Source organism: Burkholderia sp. PvR073, assembly GCF_054055695.1.
Genome location: NZ_JBSRXO010000003.1, coordinates 452601 through 473969, shown reverse-complemented (window position 1 = coordinate 473969; position 21369 = coordinate 452601). Strand labels below are relative to the sequence as shown.

General features: G+C 65.1%; 18 protein-coding genes and 1 pseudogene. 3 read left to right on the top strand and 16 right to left on the bottom strand.

Features of this window, described 5'->3' with window-relative positions:
- Positions 1 to 34 precede the first annotated feature (34 nt).
- The 12 genes and pseudogenes from metW to argB all read right to left on the bottom strand — a co-directional run bounded on the left by metW (position 35) and on the right by argB (position 14307).
- Positions 35 to 643 (bottom strand): methionine biosynthesis protein MetW, encoded by a 609-nt coding sequence (metW, locus tag ACVK00_RS13915; RefSeq protein ID WP_166724776.1) that lies wholly within the window; start codon positions 641 to 643, stop codon positions 35 to 37.
- Positions 640 to 1785, bottom strand: coding sequence for a homoserine O-succinyltransferase MetX (metX, locus tag ACVK00_RS13910; RefSeq protein ID WP_228906205.1), 1146 nt, complete (start codon positions 1783 to 1785; stop codon positions 640 to 642). The genes metW and metX overlap by 4 nt, the downstream gene beginning before the upstream one ends.
- Positions 1786 to 2047: 262 nt before the next feature.
- Positions 2048 to 5116 (bottom strand): autotransporter family protein, encoded by a 3069-nt coding sequence (locus tag ACVK00_RS13905; protein ID WP_354122882.1) that lies wholly within the window; start codon positions 5114 to 5116, stop codon positions 2048 to 2050.
- A 294-nt stretch (positions 5117 to 5410) separates the two neighbouring features.
- Positions 5411 to 5953: a fimbrial protein gene (locus ACVK00_RS13900; protein ID WP_284900024.1), complete on the bottom strand. Its 543-nt coding sequence runs from the start codon at positions 5951 to 5953 to the stop codon at positions 5411 to 5413.
- Positions 5954 to 6200: 247 nt separating this feature from the next.
- Entirely contained in the window at positions 6201 to 7253 is a 1053-nt protein-coding gene (locus tag ACVK00_RS13895) for a fimbrial protein (RefSeq protein WP_284900025.1), read from the bottom strand.
- 54 nt (positions 7254 to 7307) lie between these two features.
- Complete coding sequence (locus ACVK00_RS13890; RefSeq protein WP_284900027.1) at positions 7308 to 9845, bottom strand: fimbria/pilus outer membrane usher protein; 2538 nt, start codon at positions 9843 to 9845, stop codon at positions 7308 to 7310.
- A 187-nt stretch (positions 9846 to 10032) separates the two neighbouring features.
- The gene (locus ACVK00_RS13885) at positions 10033 to 10797 is read right to left on the bottom strand and encodes a fimbrial biogenesis chaperone (protein WP_284900029.1); all 765 of its coding nucleotides are present in this window, start codon (positions 10795 to 10797) and stop codon (positions 10033 to 10035) included.
- A gap of 94 nt (positions 10798 to 10891) precedes the next feature.
- Positions 10892 to 11434, bottom strand: a complete 543-nt coding sequence (locus ACVK00_RS13880) for a fimbrial protein (protein WP_284900031.1) — start codon at positions 11432 to 11434, stop codon at positions 10892 to 10894.
- A gap of 211 nt (positions 11435 to 11645) precedes the next feature.
- Positions 11646 to 11774: pseudogene (locus ACVK00_RS13875) on the bottom strand (ISAs1 family transposase); the annotation flags it as partial.
- Positions 11775 to 11990: 216 nt separating this feature from the next.
- The gene (gene slmA, locus ACVK00_RS13870; RefSeq protein ID WP_228906192.1) at positions 11991 to 12653 is read right to left on the bottom strand and encodes a nucleoid occlusion factor SlmA; all 663 of its coding nucleotides are present in this window, start codon (positions 12651 to 12653) and stop codon (positions 11991 to 11993) included.
- On the bottom strand, positions 12620 to 13411 hold the full coding sequence (locus tag ACVK00_RS13865) for a pyrimidine 5'-nucleotidase (RefSeq protein WP_166724785.1): 792 nt from the start codon (positions 13409 to 13411) through the stop codon (positions 12620 to 12622). Before ACVK00_RS13865 ends, slmA begins: the two co-directional genes overlap by 34 nt.
- Positions 13408 to 14307, bottom strand: a complete 900-nt coding sequence (gene argB, locus ACVK00_RS13860) for an acetylglutamate kinase (RefSeq protein ID WP_228906190.1) — start codon at positions 14305 to 14307, stop codon at positions 13408 to 13410. Before argB ends, ACVK00_RS13865 begins: the two co-directional genes overlap by 4 nt.
- Positions 14308 to 14601: 294 nt before the next feature.
- On the opposite strand from argB, the gene ACVK00_RS13855 reads away from it, so the two are divergent.
- From ACVK00_RS13855 to ACVK00_RS13845, 3 genes are all read left to right on the top strand, one after another.
- Entirely contained in the window at positions 14602 to 14826 is a 225-nt protein-coding gene (locus ACVK00_RS13855; RefSeq protein ID WP_043176536.1) for a cysteine-rich CWC family protein, read from the top strand.
- Between the two features lie 132 nt (positions 14827 to 14958).
- Entirely contained in the window at positions 14959 to 16365 is a 1407-nt protein-coding gene (locus ACVK00_RS13850; RefSeq protein WP_284900037.1) for an ATP-binding protein, read from the top strand.
- Positions 16366 to 16378: 13 nt separating this feature from the next.
- Complete coding sequence (locus ACVK00_RS13845; RefSeq protein ID WP_011658200.1) at positions 16379 to 16921, top strand: response regulator transcription factor; 543 nt, start codon at positions 16379 to 16381, stop codon at positions 16919 to 16921.
- Positions 16922 to 17093: 172 nt separating this feature from the next.
- Here ACVK00_RS13845 and hslU read toward each other — a convergent pair whose 3' ends face one another.
- The 4 genes from hslU to ACVK00_RS13825 form a co-directional block, all read right to left on the bottom strand.
- Complete coding sequence (gene hslU, locus ACVK00_RS13840) at positions 17094 to 18437, bottom strand: ATP-dependent protease ATPase subunit HslU (protein ID WP_175699635.1); 1344 nt, start codon at positions 18435 to 18437, stop codon at positions 17094 to 17096.
- A 10-nt stretch (positions 18438 to 18447) separates the two neighbouring features.
- Positions 18448 to 18984, bottom strand: a complete 537-nt coding sequence (gene hslV / locus ACVK00_RS13835) for an ATP-dependent protease subunit HslV (protein WP_006477497.1) — start codon at positions 18982 to 18984, stop codon at positions 18448 to 18450.
- Positions 18985 to 19219: 235 nt separating this feature from the next.
- Positions 19220 to 19636, bottom strand: coding sequence for an RNA polymerase-binding protein DksA (gene dksA, locus ACVK00_RS13830; RefSeq protein ID WP_006477498.1), 417 nt, complete (start codon positions 19634 to 19636; stop codon positions 19220 to 19222).
- Between the two features lie 491 nt (positions 19637 to 20127).
- Positions 20128 to 21204 carry a CobW family GTP-binding protein gene (locus ACVK00_RS13825; protein WP_284892938.1) on the bottom strand — a complete coding sequence of 359 codons (1077 nt, stop codon included), beginning with the start codon at positions 21202 to 21204 and terminating at the stop codon, positions 20128 to 20130.
- Positions 21205 to 21369: the final 165 nt, after the last annotated feature.

Below are 21369 nucleotides of genomic sequence, written 5' to 3'. Positions count from 1 at the left end.
GCGGGCCGTCGGCGTCCGTCAACGGCTCCCCGGCTCAGCTGCGCTTGACGCGATAGACAGCAAGACTACCACGCCAGTTCGCTCCCCATCGAATCGGCTGGCCTTCGTGCAGCACGACGCGGTCGAGGATCGTGACGCCGACTTCGGGCGCGAGCGCCTCGAAATCCTCGATCGTCAGCACCCGGACGTTCGGTGTGTTGTGCCACTGGTAAGGCAGTGACTTCGACACCGGCATCCGGCCGTTCAGCACCGACAGCCGGTGCGCCCAGTAGCCGAAGTTCGGGAACGACACGATGCATTCGCGTCCGACCCGCGCGGTTTCGCGCAGGATCGCGGCCGTCTGGTGAATCGTCTGCAGCGTCTGCGACAGGATCGCGATGTCGAAGCTGTGATCCTCGAACAGGCGCAGGCCGTCCTCGAGGTTCTGCTGGATCACGTTGATGCGATTCTTCGCGCTCGCGAGCACGCCCGCGTCGTTCAGCTCGATCCCGTAGCCGGTCACGTCTAGTTCTTCCATCAGCAGCGCGAGCAGCGAGCCGTCGCCGCAGCCGAGGTCGAGCACCGTCGAGCGCGGTTCGACCCAGCGCGCGATCGTGCGGAAGTCCGCGCGCGCGGACAGGGAATTCAGCGCTTGCTGGTTCATGCGCCCACCTCGTTGGCGATTCGTTCGTAATACGCGCGGATCAGGTTGTGATAGCGCGCGTCGTCGAGCAGGAACGCGTCGTGGCCGTGCGGCGCATCGATTTCCGCGTAGCTGACCGTGCGCTTGTTGTCGAGCAGCGCCTTCACGATCTCGCGCGAGCGGGCCGGCGCGAAACGCCAGTCGGTCGAGAAGCTCGCGATCAGGTATTTCGCCTGCGTATGCGCGAGTGCGGCCGTCAGGTTGCCATCGAACGCCTTCGCCGGGTCGAAGTAGTCGAGCGCGCGCGTGATCAGCAGGTAGGTGTTCGCGTCGAAGTAGTCGGCGAACTTGTCGCCCTGGTAGCGCAGGTACGACTCGACCTCGAATTCGACGTCGAAGCTGAAGTTGTACGCGTCGAGCGCGCCGTCGGCGCGGCGCAGCGCGCGGCCGAATTTCTCGGCCATGTCGTCGTCGGACAGGTACGTGATGTGGCCGATCATCCGCGCGACGCGCAGGCCGCGCTTGGGCTTCACGCCGTGCGCGTAGTAGTCGCCGCCGTGGAAGTCGGGATCGGACAGGATCGCCGAGCGCGCGACCTCGTTGAACGCGATGTTCTGCGCGGACAGCTTCGGCGTCGACGCGATGTCGATGCAGTGTGCGACGCGCTCCGGATACATCAGGCTCCACGCGAGCGCCTGCATCCCGCCGAGGCTGCCGCCCATTACCGCGGCGAAGCGCTCGATGCCGAAGGCATCCGCGACACGCGCCTGCGCGTGCACCCAGTCCTCGACGGTGACGACCGGAAAGCGCGCGCCATACGGCTTGCCGCTCGACGGGTCGATGCTCATCGGGCCGGTCGAGCCGAAGCACGAGCCGAGATTGTTCACGCCGATCACAAAGAAGCGGTTGGTGTCGAGCGGCTTGCCCGGGCCGACCATGTTGTCCCACCAGCCGGTGCTGCGCGGATCGTCCGCGTAGACGCCGGCGACGTGATGCGACGCGTTGAGCGCGTGGCAGACGAGCACCGCGTTCGAACGCGCGGCGTTGAGCTCGCCGTACGTCTCGACGACGAGCTGATAGTTGCCGATCACGCTGCCGCTTTGCAAGCGCAGTGGTTCGGCGAAGTGCATGGTCTGTGGAGCGACGATGCCGATCGATTCCATTCGTTCCGCCTTATGACTGGGCAGCTAAATGGTGTCGGCGATGCGCGGAGTCGGAGATGCGCGGCTGACGACCTCTTTAGCCGCATTTGTAGTGAACCTGCCGGGGACAAAGACGCATCAAGGCCCCAGCCGGTTCGCGCGCCCGCAATCGAGTCAGCAAATCGGCGCGCTTCCGACCTGCCGCCAAGGAGGCGGCAGTCGAAGGAGTATAGCGGAATTCCGTGGGGCGCGGATTTCACGCCCCGCCGGCGGTCTGCGCGGCTTACCAGCGATATTTTGCCGAGAGTTGCCCCCGGACGACCGAGTAGTCGGACAGATTGCCTTCCACGCCGACGCTGGCCGAAATCGAGAATTGCCGGCTCAACTGCCCGGTCGCGCCGATCCGGACGGCAGCGCGGTCGCGCGGCACGCTGAACGAGAACGCATTGCGATCGAGCGTCAGCGAGCGCGAGCCGGGGCCGTGCCACCAGTTTGCCTCGATGAACGGCCGAAGTTCGCGTCCATGTGGCATTGCGGTTATGCCATGCACGCGCACACCCAGGCGGGTGAGCACGTCGGTGGAGCCCTGGCCGTCGATGCGGCCGCCGGCCGTGCCGTGTGCATCCGCGCGATAGTCGGATACGACGAGCTGCGCTTCGGGCTCGACGAAGAATCGTGTGTCGCCGCGTTCATAGAAGCCGAACGAATAGCCGGTTTCGAGCGAGCCCGTGACGGTGCGTGACCGGTACGAATCGGCCGCGAGGCTGCCGCCGACGCTGTTCGCATACGCACCGTACATGAACCATGCGTCGACATAGGGGCCGGTCAGGATGTCGCGGTTGCCGTACCACGTGCCATACAGCCCGACGTTGTAGCCGGAGACGCTGCCGCGCGCGGTGGCGTTCATCACGCGGTGCTCGATCGCGTTCCACAGGGGGCGCGTCGACCAGTTCGTCTGGCTGCCGTACATGCCCATCGCGCCGACCCGCAAGCTGCCGCCGTGACCGTCGTCGAAGCGGAGCAGGTCGGCGCCCGCGTGGATCAGGCGGCCGTTGCCCGACACGCTGCGGCCGCCCGACATCGACGTCATCTGGCCTTCGGCACGCAGCCAGACCGCACCGTCGAGCGCGCCAGCTGCTTCGGTGCGCAGCGAGCGATCGTCGCGCTGATGAAGCGTGTGGATTGCCATCGTCGCCGCTGCATCGGCGTTCGCCAGATACGCATCCGGCTCCGGGGCGGCAGTGCGGGGGGGCGGATCGATTTCCGGGCGGATCGACGGATCGGGATCGACGGGGCCGGGGGGCTGCGGCGGCTGCGGCGGTACGGGTTTTGCCGCGGAGACGAGATACCAGTCGTCCTCCCGGCCGCCCTGGCCGCTGCGCTTGAGCATGTAGTCGTAGCCGCCGGCAGACAACGTGCCGAAGCCTTGCCGGTAGCCGTCCGATGCCACATCGAGCGTGAAGGCCGACGCGTCGGTCGTGCCGCCATTGCGGGTTTCGACGATCGGGATGCCGATGGTCGTTGGCGCGCCGTCGCCGCCCGAACGCTTGATGACGATGCCGGTGTCGCCCGACGCGTGGCCGCCGTCGATCACGAGGCGATCGGTGGGCGATGCGTCGTCCTGCAGCGTCGTATGGAGGATGAGCTTGCCGTGGCGCGCCGCATAGTCGCCGGTCACGACGAGCGTGCGCGGCGTCGGCGGCACGCCGGCTGCGGGCGCGTCGAATGCGATCGTCGAATCGTTCAGCGCGACGGAACCGACCGTCGAATCGGCGGTGACGGTCCAGAGGCTGTTCGTGTCCAGCGACAGCGCGCGGACCGCGTCGGTCGCGCCGGTCCACGTAGACGCGTTGGCGAGCGAGACGTCCGTCACCGCATGCGTCGGGCTGCCGTCGTCGGTCGGGTGGTTGACGATGTCGCCGTCGGCATGAGAGCGGGAGTCGAGCGTCAGGCGTACCGGCGCGCCCGACTCGGCATGCACGGTCAGCAGCTTGCCGTTGCCGCCGATGGCGCGCGTGCCGTTCTTCAGCGCGATGTTCGCGTCGGACGCGTCGATCGCGCCGTGGCGTTCGCTGACCAGCGAACCGTCGTCGATCGTCAGCGTGCCGCCATAGACGGCTGCGGCATAGGCGCCGGTGCCGGTCGTGCGTGCGTCGCTGCGCAGCAGGTCGACGGCGCCGCCGGCGCTCGCATAAAGTGCGGTGGCTTCGGCGCCGTGGGTTTCGACGGTCGTATCGGTGAGGGCGGCAATGGATTCCGCGCCGGCCGACAGCACCCCGCGCGCGCGCTCGCCGCTCGTCAGGATGCCGCCGCGCGTCATCGCGACCTTGCCGCCAAGCCGCGCGACCACGCCGATCGCGCCCTTGCCGGTGGTGGTCACGTAGGTATCGGTTGCATCGACGACGGGTGTGTCGGTGTACTCCTTCGATGCATATAGCCCGTGTGAACTGACGCCATGCGTGACGACGCGCGTGCGGGCGAGTTCGACGCTGCCCTCGCGAGTGTCCACGCCGAGCGCCGCGTATCCGCTGGTTTCGAGATGCGAGTCGCTGAATGCAACCGTGGACGCGCTCGGCATGTACAGGACCGATGCATAGTCGCCGTCGGTGCGGATGTCGGTGCGCTTCAACGTGGCCCGGACGCCGCCGTAGCTGATGGACAGGCCGGTGCCGAACAGGCCGCTGGTCCGGATCAGCGTATCGGCCACGTCGATGGTGCCGCCCGGGACCAGAACCGTCGCGATGCCGGACGCTTCCTTGCCGCGCGTCACGATCACGCTGCCGGAGAGCGACAGATGGCCGTTGGTGCCGTCGATGGATACGCCGTGCGCGTAGTCGCCGTCGGTATCGATGGAGATGCTTTCTGCGGATGCGCTGCCGCCGTGGCGAAGATCGATGCCTGCGCTCGAGCCGCCGCGCGTCCGGATTTCCGTATCGCGCAGTGCGACACGCGAGCCGGTGCCCCACGCGGCAGCGCCCGCCGACACGTTGCCGGTCGAGAAGACGCGGGTCTTGCCGACGGTCGTCAGCACGCCGCCGTTGACCGCGGAAAGCACGGCCTTGCCGGAGACGGTCGTCGAATAGTCTCCGGGGGCGACTTCGAGCGTGATACCGTCCGCGAGTTGCGGGCCGCCGCTGACTTGTGCCATTGACGTCCACGGAATGGCCGCACCGGCGAGCAGCGCGGAACGCAAGACTCGCCGGCCGATGCGCGTCTGGGAAAAGGGAAAATGACCGCGGTTCACTTGATCACCTTGATTTATTCTGAGTACACGAAGATGAGCCTGTTCAAGCGATTTTGAAATTGGACGAGTTCGAATTTTTTGCGGTGTCTGGCGACCGGCATGGCGCACGTGCGAAACGTGGAGATCATTGGACGCGCGTGATTTGCCCGGTCGGGACTGCTCGCGGAATGTGCGACGAGACCGAATGGCGCAGTGGGCGGAGGCGCGCGGTCGAGCGGGTCTGTTTCAAGCCGACTGGCGGGCGATGACGATCGAGCGGGCGCCCGGTCGGTCCGATACGGATAGGTGTTGGGGGTGGGGCGGAGCGGGTACGGCGCCCGTCGGGAAAGCCGGGGCACGCGTCCCTCCGTGCGCCCGGGCAACCAACCGACGCACGCGGAGCGCGCGCCGGTTCGCCGTCTTTTACTGATACATGATCGAGTACATGACGGACGTATTCACCGTACCTTGGCCTGCGGCGCCGCCCGTTGCGACATATTGGGCGTAGTACGGCAGGTCCGCAGCACCGTTCGACAGTGCGACCGCCTTCGAATTTTCATCGGCCTTGCCGACGCCGATGTTGCTCATATCGCTGTTGAGCAGGCCGACTTCGACGTTCTTCGCGGTGCCCGATGCGTTGAGCAACTGGCCGGTCGTTGCGTTGACCGTGGTGCCCGGTTCGAAGTGCGTGTAGACGTTCCCGCTTGCCGGCGAGCAGTTCTTCAGGCCGATCTTGAACGGCGTGCGGCCGGCCGTCGAACCGCCGGTGGCGAGCGACGACGTCGACACCTTCGGCAGCGCGACCGTGAAGTCCTTGCCGCCCGTGCCGTTGCCGTCGATCGTGCAGGTTTGCGTACCGATATTGCCGTTGATGGTGATCGTGCCGTCGGCGGCGTGCGACACGGCCGGCAGGGTTGCTGCGGCAACGACGGTGAGTGCTGCGATGCTGGAGAGTGCGAACTTCATATCAATTCCTCTGGTACTGGTTGGGAAAAAAAGGACTTCAGCGTCAGGTCGCCCGGCTGTCATGACAGGTCGTCCGGGCAACATTCGACTTCGTCCGAAAATCGACCTTTCAAGACAGTCTGATAGGACTGCAAAGTGAAAGGCCATTCAGCCATCGATCGGAAGATGGCCGTCAGTGCGTACCGGTCGCTCTGTGTGATCCGGCGACCGGTACTACCGAATTGCTGTGCCGGCTAACGCGCCGTTCCTACTGATAGCTCATCGTGAACGTCGCGACGCCTTTGACCGTCCCGGGGGAAACCTGGCCGGTTGCGATGTATTGGGCGCTGAGCGGAATACTGGTGGTCGTGGCCGACGGGCCGACATACCACTGATTCGGAGTGGTTGTTGCAGCCGAATCCGGTCCGTAGTTGACGGGATTGCCGTTCCGCAGAATTCGCAGCTTCACGCCTTTCGCAGATGAATCTTGGGTGAGTGTCAATTGGTTGGTCAGGTTTCCGTTGTCGGTTAAGTCAGTTAGCGTCACGTATACATTCGAGCCGGCCTTGCAAGACAGCGCGATATTGAAGTCCCTGTCGCTGGCGGTTGCGCCGATCGCGCTCAATTTGTTCGCGCTGATCGGTTGCAAGGGGACGTTGACCGACGGCGTCAACACGGTGCAACTCTGCACCATCGGCAGATATTTGCCGTTCTGGATCCACGCAAATGCCCATGTCAGAGACTTTGCTCCGTTAGATCGGTTGAATATGTAAATGAGAAAGTTATGCTCGTTTACACCGAGAGGTGCATTGGGGAAGTTGTAAATTGCATCGCTTACCTTGATCAATTCAATCTTGACCCTCAATACGCCTTGAACGGGAAAGGTCTCGGTGATCGGAGGGCTCCACTCCTGGCCATTTCCCATCATTACCTGGCCGGTGTCTGCATTGGTGACCCTGAATCCAATGGTTCCCCATATATTGGAAATAGCTGGTCTGGGTCTGAACACTCCCGGGATATCCGTCGGCCAATAATTTGTCGAAAATTCCATTCTCCACCCGCCGATGCCGATGGTGTTGGCCTGGCATTTGTATTCATACTCGAATATCCCGGTGGCGAGTACGGTTCCATTGGGCGCCCGGGGAGGAACGATGATGTTCTGAGTGCTGAATGCCCAATAGAACTGATAGTTCGCTCCGCGGTCGGGAACATGCGCGCACGTCTGTGCGTGAGCCATTCCTCCGCCCAGTAATAATGGCGATAGCCAGGTGATTAATAGTCCAAAAAAGTAAAGCGCGAATCTTCGAGAGGGGAATTTCATGATGTCTCACCGGTGAATTGAATATCCGAAGGGCGATGTCCTGCGTCGGGCGGCCTATGGGCGGCCCTTGTTCGGCGAATAGTCGCATTTCGATTCGATGCGCTCGTATACCGCATGCTTGCTTCGCTCGATCGGCAAACTGTAGGAGAACGTACAGGCGTCGGCAGTGCGGTTACCCCACTTCGCTGTCAACACGCCCGAGTCCTTCAAGTCACGGGTGAACAGCGTGCCGCCCTGTCCGGACCAACCGACCGCGTTGCCGTCGGCATCGGCCACGGTGCTGCCGAACGGTACGGGCGTGCCGTCCGGCTGGCGAATCGTGAGCAGCACGGCGCGGCCCGTTGTCGTCCCGAACTTGACCTTGACGACCGAATTCGCTCGCGGCGCGACCTGCTGGCTGGTCGACTGCATTTCGACGTCGATTGGAATGCCTTTCGGATCGAGTTCGATCGTGTTCATCTGATACGGCGTCAGATACGGGATCACCGCGAAGCCGCGACGATCGATCCGGACGTCCGTGCCGTTGGTGAGGCTTGCTCCGACGGCATCCTTCGCTTCGACGATCGCGACCGTGTCGCCGAGCTCGTTGGCGAGCGTGACGCCGCCCGCGTGACCGACGAGCGCGCCCGATACGCCGCCGGATACGCTCGAGTAGCCACTGCCACCGCTCGCGCTGCCGGAGAACGTTGCCCAGGGGCTCCGATATTGCACATTGCCGCCGCCGGAAGTCGCACTGCTGCGTGAATTGACGTTCACGCCATACGAGAGTGCGCCGGACTTGCCGACGGTACCGGTCAGCGCCATCTGCTCGGTCGTGCCGCCCTGGCTGTCGTGCGCGATGCCCGTGCTCAGCGTCGGCGCGTATGACCGTCGGCCGAGCGGAACCGTCAGGTTCGCGTACACCTGGTTGTTCAGGCGGCCCGAATAGCCGTCCCGCTGCCGCGAGACCGACAGGTTGTAGCTCAGGTTGACGCCGAGGAGCCGCAGGCTGTTGTTGTAGCCGAGCTGGAACTGCGTCGTCGTCCCCTGGCGGTTCCAGTAGTTGACCGACGAACCCACCGCGAACAGACTGCCGCGTTTTTCGCCGAGCGACTGGTTCAGCGTCAGCTGGACCTGGTTCCGCTGCCGGTAAACGTTGTTCGGATCCATGCCGGCGGCTGACAGATCGCGCGCATACATCGCGTCGCGCATGGCCCAGTAGCCGCGCGACGAGTAGCGATACGCGGCGACCGCGATGTTCGTGCCCGTCGCGTCGACAGACTTGCTGTAGCTCACGCGCACACTTTGCCCGTTCGTTGCCGACACGCCCGGGATGCGAGCACTGGCGTGCGTGACGTCGACGGCGAGCGCGCCGAGCGATGTGTTGAACGCGGCGCCGACCAGCCCGGCCAGATAGTTTTCGGCGACGATTGCGCCGACATAACCTGTCAACAGGTTGCTGATGCCGCGCTGGTAGGTCGCCTGAGCGAAATTCGGATGACGGTTGAGTTGCGGCTCGCGCAACTGCCCGAGCGCGATGCCGAACCGCGAGATGCCGGGGCGCAGCGATTGCACCACCGCCGCATACGGTACCGTGAAGCTGTGTTTCCTGCCGTCGGCTTCGGTGACCGTGACGAGCAGGTTGCCGCCGTAGCCGGTCGCGTACAGGTCGTCGATCTCGAACGGCCCCGGCGCCACGTTGGTTTCGTACAGCACGGCGCCGTTCTGCGATACGGAGACGTGCGCGTTGCTCGTCGCGACGCCGCGAATCACGGGGGCATAGCCGCGCATCGAATCGGGCAGCATCCGGTCGTCCGTCTCGAGGGTGGCGCCGCGCATGCCCACGCTGTCGAACAGCGTGCCGTCAGTATACGTTTCGCCGATCTTCAACTGGCTGCGCCACGCCGGCAGGTCGCGCTGAACGTACGTGTTGAGACTTTGATAACGGCTGTCCCCACGTGTTTGCGCGCTATACGTGCCGTTGTGCCGCAAATGCCAGTTCCCGACGTTGACGCCGGCATTCAGCCCGAGGTAGCCCTGCGTGCTTTCGTATCCCGACGACGTGTTGCGGAACACGTTGGCGTTGTACTTGAGCGTTGCACTCGGCACGCCGCTGTCCCACAGTTCCGGGCTCACGTAACCCCGCGGATTGCGCAGCAGCGATGCCTGCGGAATGCTCACGTTCAAACGCAGATCCGACATGTCGAATTCGACCGTCGCGTCGGCCACCAGTTTGTCGATGTCCGTGCACTCGCCGGCCTGCACGCGGATCAGCTCGGCGCGCGCCGAGTCGGTCAGCGTCTGGTCGTCGAGGCCGAGCCGGCTCACGAGCGCGCGATCGAAGCACGGCGTCGCGTTGACCGCGCCTGCCACTGCGTTGAAGCGCACCGTCGAGCGGCCGGTCCAGGTTTCGTTCACGTAGAGGTCGACGAGATAATCGCCCGCCGGGACCGGATTGCCTTTCGCGAAGCGATCGAGGTCGAGCCGCTGGCCGCGCGGCTTCATCATCAGCGTATCGTTGAACTGAACCTGCGCGACCTGGAAGCCTTCCGCCGATGCAGCCGGCGTTTCGTCGGCGCACGCGCCGGCAGCCCAACTGCCCAGCGCTGCCATGACGAACAGATAGCCCGGTTTAAGCGCGAAACGCGCGGGGGCCTCTGGGGTGAGAATAAAATGATTCGCTCGCATGAATTCAATGTATTGATGCCGCATCGTCATATTGCGAGCGACGGTCTGCCAGCGCCGGTACGATTGCCGTACCGTCGATCAGCGACGGGTTAAGTCGGGAACGATCGCGGCGTCAGTGCGATTTCTTCGGTGCGTAGCGGCCTTCGATGCCCGCCCCGTAGTCGTTGAGGAATGTGTAATCGACCTCGATGGGCGCGCCGGGCGCCGACTGCACGTTGCCGACGTCGAATTGTTCGGTGGCCCCCGGCTTGACCATGCCGCCCTTGTCGTTGGTCCATGTGGCGTCGCCTGACTTGACGGTCAGCTTGGTGAACGTCACGTGATAGGGCGTCGGGTTTTTCGCTTGCAGCGCATAACCGCCGCCGGCCTTCGGTGCGAAGTTCCAGGTGACTTTTTCCGCGGATTCGTCGGCGTCACCCTGTAGCGCGGCTGGCCGGAAGAACAGCTTGATGCGCGTGCGGAACGCGAGCTGCAGCAGGTTCGGCGCGTTTGAATCGTCGGCTGCTTGAGGCGGGACGTCGAGCACGTTGAGCCAGTACAGCGTTTCCTTGTCCTGGGCGAGCGGTTCCTGCGTATAGATCAGGCGCAGGCTCTGGCCTTTCTTCGGATCGAGGCGGAACAGCGGCGGCGTCAGCATGAACGGTACCTTCGACTCGTCGGGTAGCGCGTTTGCATGACCGTCGTCGATCCACGCCTGCACCAGCGACGGCCTGTCGCCCTCGTTGGTCAGCTTGACCGTTACCTCGCGTTCCTTTTCCGGATAGACCACACGCGTTCCGCCGATCACGACGCTTGCGTCCGCGGTACCCATGCCGGAAAGCGAGGCGACCAGCGCTGCGGCGCCCACGCTCGAGCGCCAGTTCATTGGCATCCTCATCGCCGATTTCTCCCTGTAGATGATCAACTCGCTGTCGGTCGGCCCGCGCGCCGCTTCTGCTTTGCGCGCGCGGGCCGCCGGTCGGAAAACCGGGTTATTGGTACGAGACCGAGTACATGACCGACGTACCGACCTTGCCTGCCGTGGCCGCACCGCCGGTTGCAACGTATTGCGCGTAGTAGTTGAGCTCTGCCGAGCCGCCAGCGATCGCCACGGTCTGCGAGTTCTGCTGCGCTTGCGCTGCGCCGAGCTTGATGTTCGAACCGTCCTTGTTCAGCAGGCCGACCTCGACGTTCTTCGCGTCACCCGTCGCGTTGAACAACTGGCCCGTCTGCGCGTTGACCGTCGTGCCCGGCTCGAAGTACACCGATGCGTTGCCGGAATTCGGCGAGCAGTTCGACAGGTTGATGCGGAACGGCTTGCGGCCGGCGGTCGAACCCGCCACGGAGAGTGCCGACGTCGACACATTGGGCAGCGTGACGGTGAAATCCTTGCCGCCGCCGTCACCCGAGATGTTGCAGGTCTGGGCGGTGATTTCGCCGGTGATCGTGATCGTGCCGTCGGCTGCCTGAGCCGACGAGGCCGCGGCGAGGAGACCTGCTGTCGCCATCAGAATGGGAAGTGCTTTTTTGGACATTTAAGTACCTGTTAGTAAGGGCCTCGCGTCGAAAGACGACGCACGGACGTTTCCATCGCGCTGTCGCGCGTCGCTGCCACGGGGCAGCAGCAGTGGCAGGAAACAGGCGCTATTTTTCCAAAGTAAGGCGATCGAAAGAATGGGACGAGTTCTAAGTCGATAACTTATAAGCGGCGTCAGGTACTAAATTTCTTTTAAGAATTGTCATGGCCCAGTGCGAACGCACGGCATGTGCGATACGTGCAGCGTCTGGCGGCAAGCTGGAGACGTAATAGCGTCGCTCGGTGGCAACCGCATCGCCAATTTCCCGAGTCGACTCGACCATCGCGATTGCATTCAGGCGACGGTATATTCAGGATGTCGAATTAATATGGGCCGCGCGTCGGATACGACACCGGGTCCCGAGTCAGGCTGTCAATATAGCTGGCTGCGGGGCAGGCAAGGTTGCACTGGGCGTCCCGATGACCATGGAATGGGCGCTAGCACGTCGGTGATGTCATCACGCGATTCCGCTGGATGAAAGCGCCCCGCGGCGCTTCCGTCGTCGCCTCGCGCTTTATCGCAGAATTAGTCGCAAATGCGCATCGGCCTGCTCGGCGGGCGGCTTCTGGAACCCGCCCTTCGCGAAGCGGTGCCACCGGCCGATCACGTAGCTGACGAGCAGGCTCGCGCGCGCGGCGGGATCGTAGTCGGCCGGCAGTTCGAACGGCGTCGCACCGTCGGGCGCATCCGCCTCCGTGCGCGCAACGCGCAGGCATTGCTTGACGGTCGCCTCGATCCGGTCGAGCAGCTGGTTCACGCGTTCGGTGAGGCGCTCGTCCTCTCCGACGAGTGCCTCACCGGTCAGCACGCGCGTCATGCCCGGATTCTTCGCGGCGAAATTGAGCATCGTCAGCGCGATCGTGCGTGCTTGCAGCACGCCGTTCGGCTCCTTCGCGACGATCTGGTTGACGAGGCCGAACAGCGTCTGCTCGATGAATTCGATCAACCCTTCGTACATCTTCGCCTTGCTGGCGAAATGCCGGTAGAGCGCCGCTTCCGACACGTCGAGCCGGGCCGCGAGCGCGGCGGTCGTGATTTTTTCGGCCTTGGGTGCCTCGAGCATCGCGGCGAGCGTCTGCAGGATCATCACGCGCCGCTCGCCCGGCTTCGGGCGCGGGCGGGACGGCGTGGCCTGGTCTTCCTTTACGGCTTGGTCCTGCGGGTAAGTCGGCTGCATTTCTGTCGCCCCGATCGTGTGCCCAGTCGGAGCGATTTTAACGAACGAATGCGCTGGTCGACATAATGTGGACGGCCGATGCTCGGCAGATGGCCCGGCAGGTGGCCGGTGATCCATACGGTACCGATGCCGAGCCGCTTGTAGCGTTTCAGATGGCTGCGGGTATCTTCGACGAGGATCGCGTCGGCCAGCCGCGCATGCGCGGCACGCAAGGTCCGGCGCAGCATCGTGTGGTCGGGCTTCGCGCGCCAGGTGCGCCGGTCGCGCATGTGCTCGATCGCGATCACGCGCTCGAACAGCCGCTCGATGCGCAGCTCGCGCAGTACCGCACGCGCGTAGTTCTCCGGCGCGTTGGTCAGCACGAACTTGCGGCCCGGCAGCGCGGCGATGATGCGCGCGAGGCCGCGCTCGGCGCGCAGCATCGCGGGCAGGTCGGCAAACGTGTGGACGACCCGCAGGAAGTCGTTCGGATCGATCGGATGATGGCGCGTGAGGCCGAGGAGCGCGGCGCCGTAGCGCTGCGTGTAGCCGGTGCGCAGCCGGTCGGCCTCGGCACGCCCGACGTGGAGCGTGTCGATGATGTACTGCGTCATCGCGCGGTTGATCTCCGGAAAGATCGCGTGCGATGCGTGGTGCAGCGTGTTGTCGAGATCGAACAGCCAGACGGGCGCGCCGGCCCGCGGCCGGCTGCGGGAGATGCGCCGGCGTCGCAGCGACGCCGGCAGGTCGGGACGCTTGGGCAGGCGGCGTGTGCTCAATGCGAGCGGATCATCGTGCCGAACGGCTGCTCGGTCAGGATTTCCAGCAGCACCGAGTGCTCGATCCGTCCGTCGACGATGTGCACCGACTTCACGCCGCTCTTCGCGGCGTCGAGCGCCGACGAGATCTTCGGCAGCATGCCGCCCGAGATCGTGCCGTCCTCGAACAGCGCGTCGATCTCGCGTGCCGACAGGTCGGTCAGCAGGTTGCCGTCCTTGTCCATCACGCCGGGGATGTTGGTCATCATCAGCAGCTTCTCGGCGTTCAGCACGGTCGCGAGCTTGCCGGCGACGAGGTCGGCATTGATGTTGTACGAGAGACCGTCCTCACCGAAGCCGATCGGCGAGATCACCGGGATGAACGCGTCGTCCTGCAGCGCCTTCACGACGGCCGGATTGATCGCCTCGACTTCGCCGACCTGGCCGATGTCGATGTACTGGCCCGGGTTGTCGCGGTCCGGCATCAGCAGCTTGCGCGCGTGGATCAGGCCGCCGTCCTTGCCCGTCAGGCCCACCGCATGGCCGCCGAAGTGGTTGATCAGCGTCACGATGTCCTGCTGCACTTCGCCGCCCAGCACCCATTCGACGACTTCCATCGTCTCTTCGTCGGTGACGCGCATGCCCTGGATGAAGGTGCCGGCCTTGCCGATCTTCTTCAGTGCCTGATCGATCTGCGGACCGCCGCCGTGGACGATCACCGGATTGATGCCGACCAGTTTCAGCAGGATCACGTCGCGGGCGAAGCCTTGCTTGAGCCGCTCTTCCGTCATCGCATTGCCGCCGTATTTGATGACTACGGTCTTGCCGTGGTAGCGGCGGATGTACGGCAGCGCTTCCGCGAGGATTCCTGCTTTCAGCGTGGGGGCGATCTGCGAGAGGTCGATGGGCTCGGACATGGCGGCAGCTCTGGCTGGGAACGTTGAAACAGGGCGAATTGTACAGGAGTGGCGCAGCGCAGCATCGGGTTTTTGGGCTGGCCGGACGGTGGGTGGTGCGGGCCGTGGGCCATACGCGGCGGCCCGCCGGCCATGGCGCGGGGCCACGCGACGGCGACGCGGTTCGGGCGGGCGGCGCGTGTGCCCGGACGTGTTTGCGGGACGCATCGGCCGACCGGCCGACGTGCAAAATCCGTCCGCCGCGCTATGCTTGTCGCGTAGGGTGACGTTCATGCCCGTTACCGCGCCTTCGCCATGACCGATTCCGCCGTCGACGCCCGCTCGACCCCGCGCCGCGCCCGCTGCCCGCACTGCGGGCGCGGCTTCGATTGCGGCGCCCGTACCCAGCCGTTCGACTGCTGGTGCGCGTCGATGCCGGTCGTGCCCGGCGGCGCGCCGCCGGCGGCCGGCACGCGCTGCCGGTGCCCCGAGTGCCTCGCCGACGAGATCGCCCAGCGCATGGCCGGTGCGGCCGGCTGACGGCGCAGGCTCGTGCAACCGGCCGGGACGCCGGCTTGTCCGGCCGTCCCTTCGTGCGTTCGTGCATGCGTTCGTCCGCCACGATCCGGCCCCCGGTAGAGGCGCCGTGCGCTAAACGGGTAAACTGCTCGGATGCAACGAATCACCACCACCGGGCGCGTCAACCTCAGTCACCTGTTCTGGCTGCGCAATCTCGCGATCATCGGCCAGCTCGTGACGATCGGCGTCGTGCAGACCTATTTCGGCGTGCACCTGCCGTTGCCGGCAATGCTGATGGTCATCGCGCTCGAAATCGTTTTCAACGCGCTGACCTGGGTGCGCGTGCTGCGCGCGCGGCCCGAGACCGATTTCGAGCTGCTCGGCCAGCTGTGGGTCGACCTCGGTGCGCTGTCGGCGCTGCTGTTCCTGTCGGGCGGCACGACCAACCCGTTCGTGTCGCTGTACCTGCCGTCGCTCGCGATCGCGGCGGCCGTGCTGCCGTGGCACCTGATGATCTGGCTCGCGGCGTTTGCGGTCGCGTGCTACGCGGCGCTCGGCTTCGATTCGGTGCCCCTCAACATGGATAACCCGGCGAACCTGTTCGACTACTACCGCACCGGGATGTGGGTGAACTTCATGGTCAGCGTCGGGCTGATCGCGTGGTTCGTCGCGCGCATGTCGAACGCGCTGCGCCAGCGCGATTCGGCGCTCGGCGAAGCGCAGGCGCACCTGCTGCGCGACGAGCGGGCGGTCGCGCTCGGCGTGCAGGCCGCCACCGTCGCACACGAGATGGGCACGCCGCTGTCGACGATCGCGATGCTCGCGGAGGAGCTGCGCGACGCGGCGCGCGCCGATCCGGGGCTGGCGCGCTACGAGGCCGACCTGAAGGTGCTGGAAGAGCAGATGACGCTCTGCACGTCGGCGCTCGCGCGCCTGCGCAGCCGCGCGAGCGCGCCGGCGAGCCGCCAGCCGGTGGACGACTGGCTCGATACCTTCGTCGAGCACTGGCGCCTGCGGCATCCGCATGTGCAGTTCGAATTGCTCGGCGCGCGCCCGTCGGGCGTCGCGCTCGACGACACGGTCGCGGCCGGCCAGATCCTGACGATCCTGCTCGACAATGCCGCGCGGGCGAGTCCGCATCGCGTGACACTGGCCGCGAAGCTCTCGCACAACGAGCGGGCGGCCGACCAGATCGAATTCGAAGTATGCGACGACGGCCCGGGCATTCCGGCCGCGTTGCGCGAATCGCTCGGCGCGATGCCGGTCGACAGCACGCAGGGCGGACACGGAGTCGGCCTGTACCTCGCGTTCAGCGCAGCCGTGCGCCTGGGCGGCGAGATCGAGCTGTCCGATGTCATGCCGCGCGCGGCGGGCGGTAACGGGCGCGCCGCTGGGGGCGCGAATGGTCACGCCGCTGCTGCGTCGGGCCAGCGCACGACCGAACGAGCGGCAGCCACGCCGGACAGCCGCCCGGCCGGCTCGCCGGGCCGCGGCACGCGCGCGGTGCTGCGCCTGCCGGTGGCGCGCATCGCGGCGCCGGCCGCCTCAACCAACACGTAGACGGAGAAACCACATGAGCGAGAACAATTTCCTGGTGATCGACGACAACGAGGTGTTCGCGGGCACGCTCGCGCGCGGCCTCGAGCGCCGCGGCTATGCGGTCCAGCAGGCGCACGACAAGGAGGCGGCGCTGCGGCTCGCGGCCGGCGGCAAGTTCCAGTTCATCACCGTCGACCTGCATCTCGGCGAGGATTCGGGCCTGAGCCTGATCGCGCCGCTGTGCGACCTGCAGCCCGACGCGCGGATCCTCGTGCTGACCGGCTATGCGAGCATCGCGACCGCCGTGCAGGCCGTGAAGGAAGGCGCCGACAACTATCTCGCGAAGCCGGCGAACATCGAGTCGATCCTGGCCGCGCTGCAGACCAACGCCAGCGAAGTGCAGGCCGACGAGGCGCTCGAGAATCCGGTCGTGCTGTCGGTCGACCGGCTCGAATGGGAGCACATCCAGCGCGTGCTCGCGGAGAACAACAACAACATCTCGGCCACCGCGCGCGCGCTGAACATGCACCGCCGCACGCTGCAGCGCAAGCTCGCGAAGAAGCCGGTGCGCCAGTAAGCGGCGCCGCGCCGTCGGCCTGTCGCAACACGGCACCAACGGCACCAACGGCACCAACGGCACCAACGGCACCAACGGCACCAACGGCACCAACGGCACCAACGGCACCAACGGCACCAACGAAAACGGGCGGCCCGCCGGGCCGCCCGTTTCGCATTCGACGCCGCGCGCGTTACAGCACGTAGCGCGACAGGTCTTCGTCCTGCGACACTTCGCCGAGCGCACGCTCGACATATTTCGCGTCGATCGTCACGCGCTCGCCGGCGTGGTTGCCGGCCGAGAACGACACTTCCTCGAGCAGCTTCTCGATCACCGTGTACAGCCGGCGCGCACCGATGTTCTCGGTCTTCTCGTTGACCGCATATGCGATCTCGGCGAGGCGGCGGATGCCGTCCGCGGCGAACTCGAGGTGCACGTCTTCCGTGGCGAGCAGCGCCTGGTACTGCTTGACGAGGCTCGCGTCGGTCGCGTCGAGGATTGCCTCGAAATCCTCCACCGACAGCGAGTCGAGCTCGACGCGGATCGGAAAGCGCCCCTGCAGTTCGGGAATCAGGTCGCTCGGCTTCGCGAGGTGGAACGCGCCGCTCGCGATGAACAGGATGTGATCGGTCTTCACCATCCCGTACTTCGTGTTGACGGTCGTGCCCTCGACGAGCGGCAGCAGGTCGCGCTGCACGCCCTGGCGCGACACTTCGCCGCCGCTGCCTTCGTTGTTGCGCGACGTGATCTTGTCGATCTCGTCGAGGAACACGATGCCGTTCTGCTCGACGTTCTGCACGGCCTTCGTCTTCACTTCCTCGTCGTTGAGCATCTTCGCTGCTTCCTCGTCGGTCAGCAGCTTCAGCGCTTCCTTGATCTTTACCTTGCGACGCTGCTTCTTGCCGCTGCCGAGGTTCGAGAACATCGAGCGGATCTGCTCGGTCATCTCTTCCATCCCCGGCGGCGCCATGATGTCCATGCCGGCCGACGGCTGCTCGAGGTCGAGCTCGACTTCCTTGTCGTCGAGCTGGCCTTCGCGCAGGCGCTTGCGGAAGGTCTGGCGCGTCGCGTTGTTGTCGTCGTTCGCATGATCGGCGTTGCCGCCGAAGCCGACCGCGCGCGGTTGCGGCAGCAGGACGTCGAGGATGCGGTCTTCCGCCTGGTCGGTCGCCTTGCTGCGCACCTTGCGCATCTCGGATTCACGCGTCTGCTTGATCGAGATCTCGATCAGGTCGCGCACGATGCTGTCGACGTCACGGCCGACGTAGCCGACTTCGGTGAACTTGGTTGCTTCGATCTTGACGAACGGCGCATCGGCGAGCTTCGCGAGGCGGCGCGCGATTTCGGTCTTGCCGACGCCCGTCGGCCCGATCATCAGGATGTTCTTCGGCGTGATTTCCTGGCGCAGCGGCTCGCCGACCTGCTGGCGGCGCCAGCGGTTGCGCAATGCGACCGCGACGGCCTTCTTCGCCTTGGCCTGACCGATGATGTGCTTGTCGAGTTCCGAGACGATCTCGGCAGGGGTCATGGTGCTCATGGTGCGGTCCTTACTCGATCGTTTCGATGATGCGGTTGTGGTTCGTGTAGATGCACATATCGCCGGCGATCCCGAGCGATTTCTCGACGATCTCGCGCGGCGACAGCTCGGTGTTCTCGACGAGCGCGCGAGCCGCGGCCTGCGCATAGGCACCGCCCGAGCCGATCGCGCAGATCCCGCCTTCGGGGTCGAGCACGTCGCCGTTGCCGGTGATCACGAGCGTGGTGGTTGCATCGGCCGTGATCAGCATCGCCTCGAGGCGGCGCAGCATCCGGTCGGTGCGCCAGTCCTTCGCGAGCTCGACCGCCGCGCGGGTCAGGTTGCCCTGGTGCTTCTCGAGCTTCGCCTCGAAGCGATCGAGCAGCGAGAACGCATCGGCGGTGCCGCCCGCGAATCCGACCAGAACCTGGTTGTTGTAGATCCGCCGCACTTTCCGCGCGCCACCCTTCATGACGATGTTGCCGAGGGTTACCTGGCCGTCGCCGCCGAGCGCGACCTTGTCGCCGCGCCGGACCGAAACGATGGTCGTGCCGTGAAATTGCTCCATCTGCGTTCCTTGAGAAAAACGGGGAAGAGTCGGGCGGCGCGAGGCGCCGCCGCGTGAATCGCAGTGCGCCGGGGAGCGGCCCGGCGCGCGTCCGATTCATTTTAGGGCGGGCGCCGGGATATCAAGAGGAGGAGGGGCAAATCGGCCGGCCGGGAACCGGCGCCGGAAAAACAAAAAGCGCGCGGCAGGCCGCGCGCTTCCGGGAAGCAGCGTGTCAGAGCGGAACGCCGCTCGATCAGTCGCCGAACAGCTTCTGGCGCAGCTCGCGGCGCTCTTGCGCCTCGAGCGACAGCGTGGCCGTCGGGCGCGCGAGCAGGCGCGGAATGCCGATCGGTTCGCCGGTTTCCTCGCACCAGCCGTAATCGCCGGAATCGATGCGGGCGAGCGACTGCTGAACCTTCTTGAGGAGTTTGCGTTCGCGATCGCGCGTACGCAGCTCGAGCGCGTGCTCTTCCTCGATCGTCGCACGATCGGCGGGGTCGGGCACGATCACCGTCTCGCGCAGATTCTCGGTCGTCTGGCCGGCATTCTTGAGGATGTCCGCCTGCAACTGTTCGAGCCGATTTTTGAAGAAGGCGAGCTGATCCTCATTCATGTAATCCTTGTCGCTCATCTTCAGGATTTCGGCTTCGGTCAAGAGTTTCTTCGTCATCTGCTTGCTTCTTCAATGTGCGGCAAATCAGGAGATATTGCCTGCACTTTGGGATTACCCGCAACCGCGCTTGCAATCATTTGCGATCTGCCGCCGCGGGGCCGAAAGCCTCTGGAAAACCGGTTCTCAAATACCAGGACAGGCCTGGCGCTGATTTGCGCGCGGCGAACCGGTGCTGCGCGGCAAATCGCATCGGCCGCGGCCGGGTGGCGGATGGGCGATCCGGCGCGGTTGCGACGCCCGGTATTGGTTCAGCAAGAACCGGGCCTGTTATTGCCGTACTCCAGCGGGCACGTATTGTAACTGAATCGCAAGCGGGCGCCGTATCGGGTCGATCCCCGTCGGCTGCGCCAATATCTAGAAAATATAACGCGCAAATCGCGAAAAAGCGATGACGGTGAAACCCTTGCCGCGCAAGGGCGCCACACAAGCACCGCGGCCGCCCGCGAAGGCGGCCGCGTGGAAGGCGCCCGATGCCGGGGCCTGAACGCTCAGGCGAGGCAGGCGTCGAGGCCGTCGGTGATCAGGTCCTGCGGCAGATCGACGCCGATGAACACCATCTTGTTGGTCTTCTTCTCGACCGGCAGCCACTTCGCGGCGAGGTCGCTGCCCATCATCTGGTGCACGCCCTGGAACACGACCTTGCGATCGACGCCCTTCATGTACAGCACGCCCTTGTAGCGCAGCATCCGTTCGCCGTAGATCTGCAGGATGCCGCCGAGGAAGTCTTCCAGCTTGTTCGGGTCGAACGGGCGGTCGTTGCGATACACGAACGACTTGATCTTGTCGTCGTGGTGCGCGTGGTGGTGGTGATGGCCGTGGTCGTGATCGTGCGCGCATTGACCGTGATCGTGGTCGCAATTGGCGTGATCGTGATCATGGCCGTGATCGTGGTGATCGTGCGCGTGATCGTCCTCGGCGAGGAAATCCGGGTCGATCTCGAGCTTCGCATTCAGGTTGAAGCCGCGCAGATCGAAGATTTCCTTGATGTCGGCTTCGCCGAAGTTGACGATCTTGATCGTCGCCTTCGGGTTCATGTGCATCAGGCGGTGCTTGAGGTCGGCGACGGTCTGGTCGTCGACGAGGTCCGACTTCGTGATGAACAGGCGGTCGGCGAAGCCGACCTGGCGCTGCACGACTTCGTGTTCGTCGAGCTGCGCGTTCGCGTGCTTCGCGTCGACGAGCGTGATGACCGCGTCGAGCAGGAAGTCGTCGGCGATTTCGCTGTCGATGAAGAAGGTCTGTGCGACGGGGCCCGGGTTCGCGAGGCCGGTGGTTTCGATCACGATGCGGTCGAAGTCGAGCTTGCCTTCGCGCTTCTTCGCGGCCAGATCGCCGAGCGCGCGGGCGAGGTCGCCGCGGATCGTGCAGCAGATGCAGCCGTTGCTCATCTGGATGATCTGCTCGTTCGAATCCTGCACGAGGATCTCGTTGTCGATGTTCTCTTCGCCGAACTCGTTCTCGATCACGGCGATCTTCATGCCGTGCTGTTCGTTCAGGATGCGCTTGAGCAGCGTCGTCTTGCCGCTGCCGAGGAAGCCGGTGAGGATGGTGACGGGAGTGGCCATGTCGGTCGCCTGTGGTTCGTGAATCGGGGTCAAAACCAGGATGTGCGTCGCGCCTCCCGCTGCGAACGGGGGCGCACAACCATCCATTGAAACATACCTGTCAAGCCCCCGCCCGTCGTCCGGACGACAGGCGAAAGCGCTGGCCCGCCAGATCGGGCTGGCGCG

What these genes read in the sequence shown, in the direction of transcription:
- metW (WP_166724776.1), bottom strand. Translation starts at nt 643, where the DNA reads ATGAACCAGCAAGCGCTGAATTCCCTGTCCGCGCGCGCGGACTTCCGC.
- hslV (WP_006477497.1), bottom strand. Translation starts at nt 18,984, where the DNA reads ATGGAGCAATTTCACGGCACGACCATCGTTTCGGTCCGGCGCGGCGAC.
- ACVK00_RS13825 (WP_284892938.1), bottom strand. Translation starts at nt 21,204, where the DNA reads ATGGCCACTCCCGTCACCATCCTCACCGGCTTCCTCGGCAGCGGCAAG.
- ACVK00_RS13900 (WP_284900024.1), bottom strand. Translation starts at nt 5,953, where the DNA reads ATGAAGTTCGCACTCTCCAGCATCGCAGCACTCACCGTCGTTGCCGCA.
- metX (WP_228906205.1), bottom strand. Translation starts at nt 1,785, where the DNA reads ATGGAATCGATCGGCATCGTCGCTCCACAGACCATGCACTTCGCCGAA.
- argB (WP_228906190.1), bottom strand. Translation starts at nt 14,307, where the DNA reads ATGTCCGAGCCCATCGACCTCTCGCAGATCGCCCCCACGCTGAAAGCA.
- ACVK00_RS13890 (WP_284900027.1), bottom strand. Translation starts at nt 9,845, where the DNA reads ATGGCAGCGCTGGGCAGTTGGGCTGCCGGCGCGTGCGCCGACGAAACG.
- slmA (WP_228906192.1), bottom strand. Translation starts at nt 12,653, where the DNA reads ATGCAGCCGACTTACCCGCAGGACCAAGCCGTAAAGGAAGACCAGGCC.
- ACVK00_RS13880 (WP_284900031.1), bottom strand. Translation starts at nt 11,434, where the DNA reads ATGTCCAAAAAAGCACTTCCCATTCTGATGGCGACAGCAGGTCTCCTC.
- hslU (WP_175699635.1), bottom strand. Translation starts at nt 18,437, where the DNA reads ATGAGCACCATGACCCCTGCCGAGATCGTCTCGGAACTCGACAAGCAC.
- dksA (WP_006477498.1), bottom strand. Translation starts at nt 19,636, where the DNA reads ATGACGAAGAAACTCTTGACCGAAGCCGAAATCCTGAAGATGAGCGAC.
- ACVK00_RS13845 (WP_011658200.1), top strand. Translation starts at nt 16,379, where the DNA reads ATGAGCGAGAACAATTTCCTGGTGATCGACGACAACGAGGTGTTCGCG.
- ACVK00_RS13885 (WP_284900029.1), bottom strand. Translation starts at nt 10,797, where the DNA reads ATGAGGATGCCAATGAACTGGCGCTCGAGCGTGGGCGCCGCAGCGCTG.
- ACVK00_RS13895 (WP_284900025.1), bottom strand. Translation starts at nt 7,253, where the DNA reads ATGAAATTCCCCTCTCGAAGATTCGCGCTTTACTTTTTTGGACTATTA.
- ACVK00_RS13850 (WP_284900037.1), top strand. Translation starts at nt 14,959, where the DNA reads ATGCAACGAATCACCACCACCGGGCGCGTCAACCTCAGTCACCTGTTC.
- ACVK00_RS13855 (WP_043176536.1), top strand. Translation starts at nt 14,602, where the DNA reads ATGACCGATTCCGCCGTCGACGCCCGCTCGACCCCGCGCCGCGCCCGC.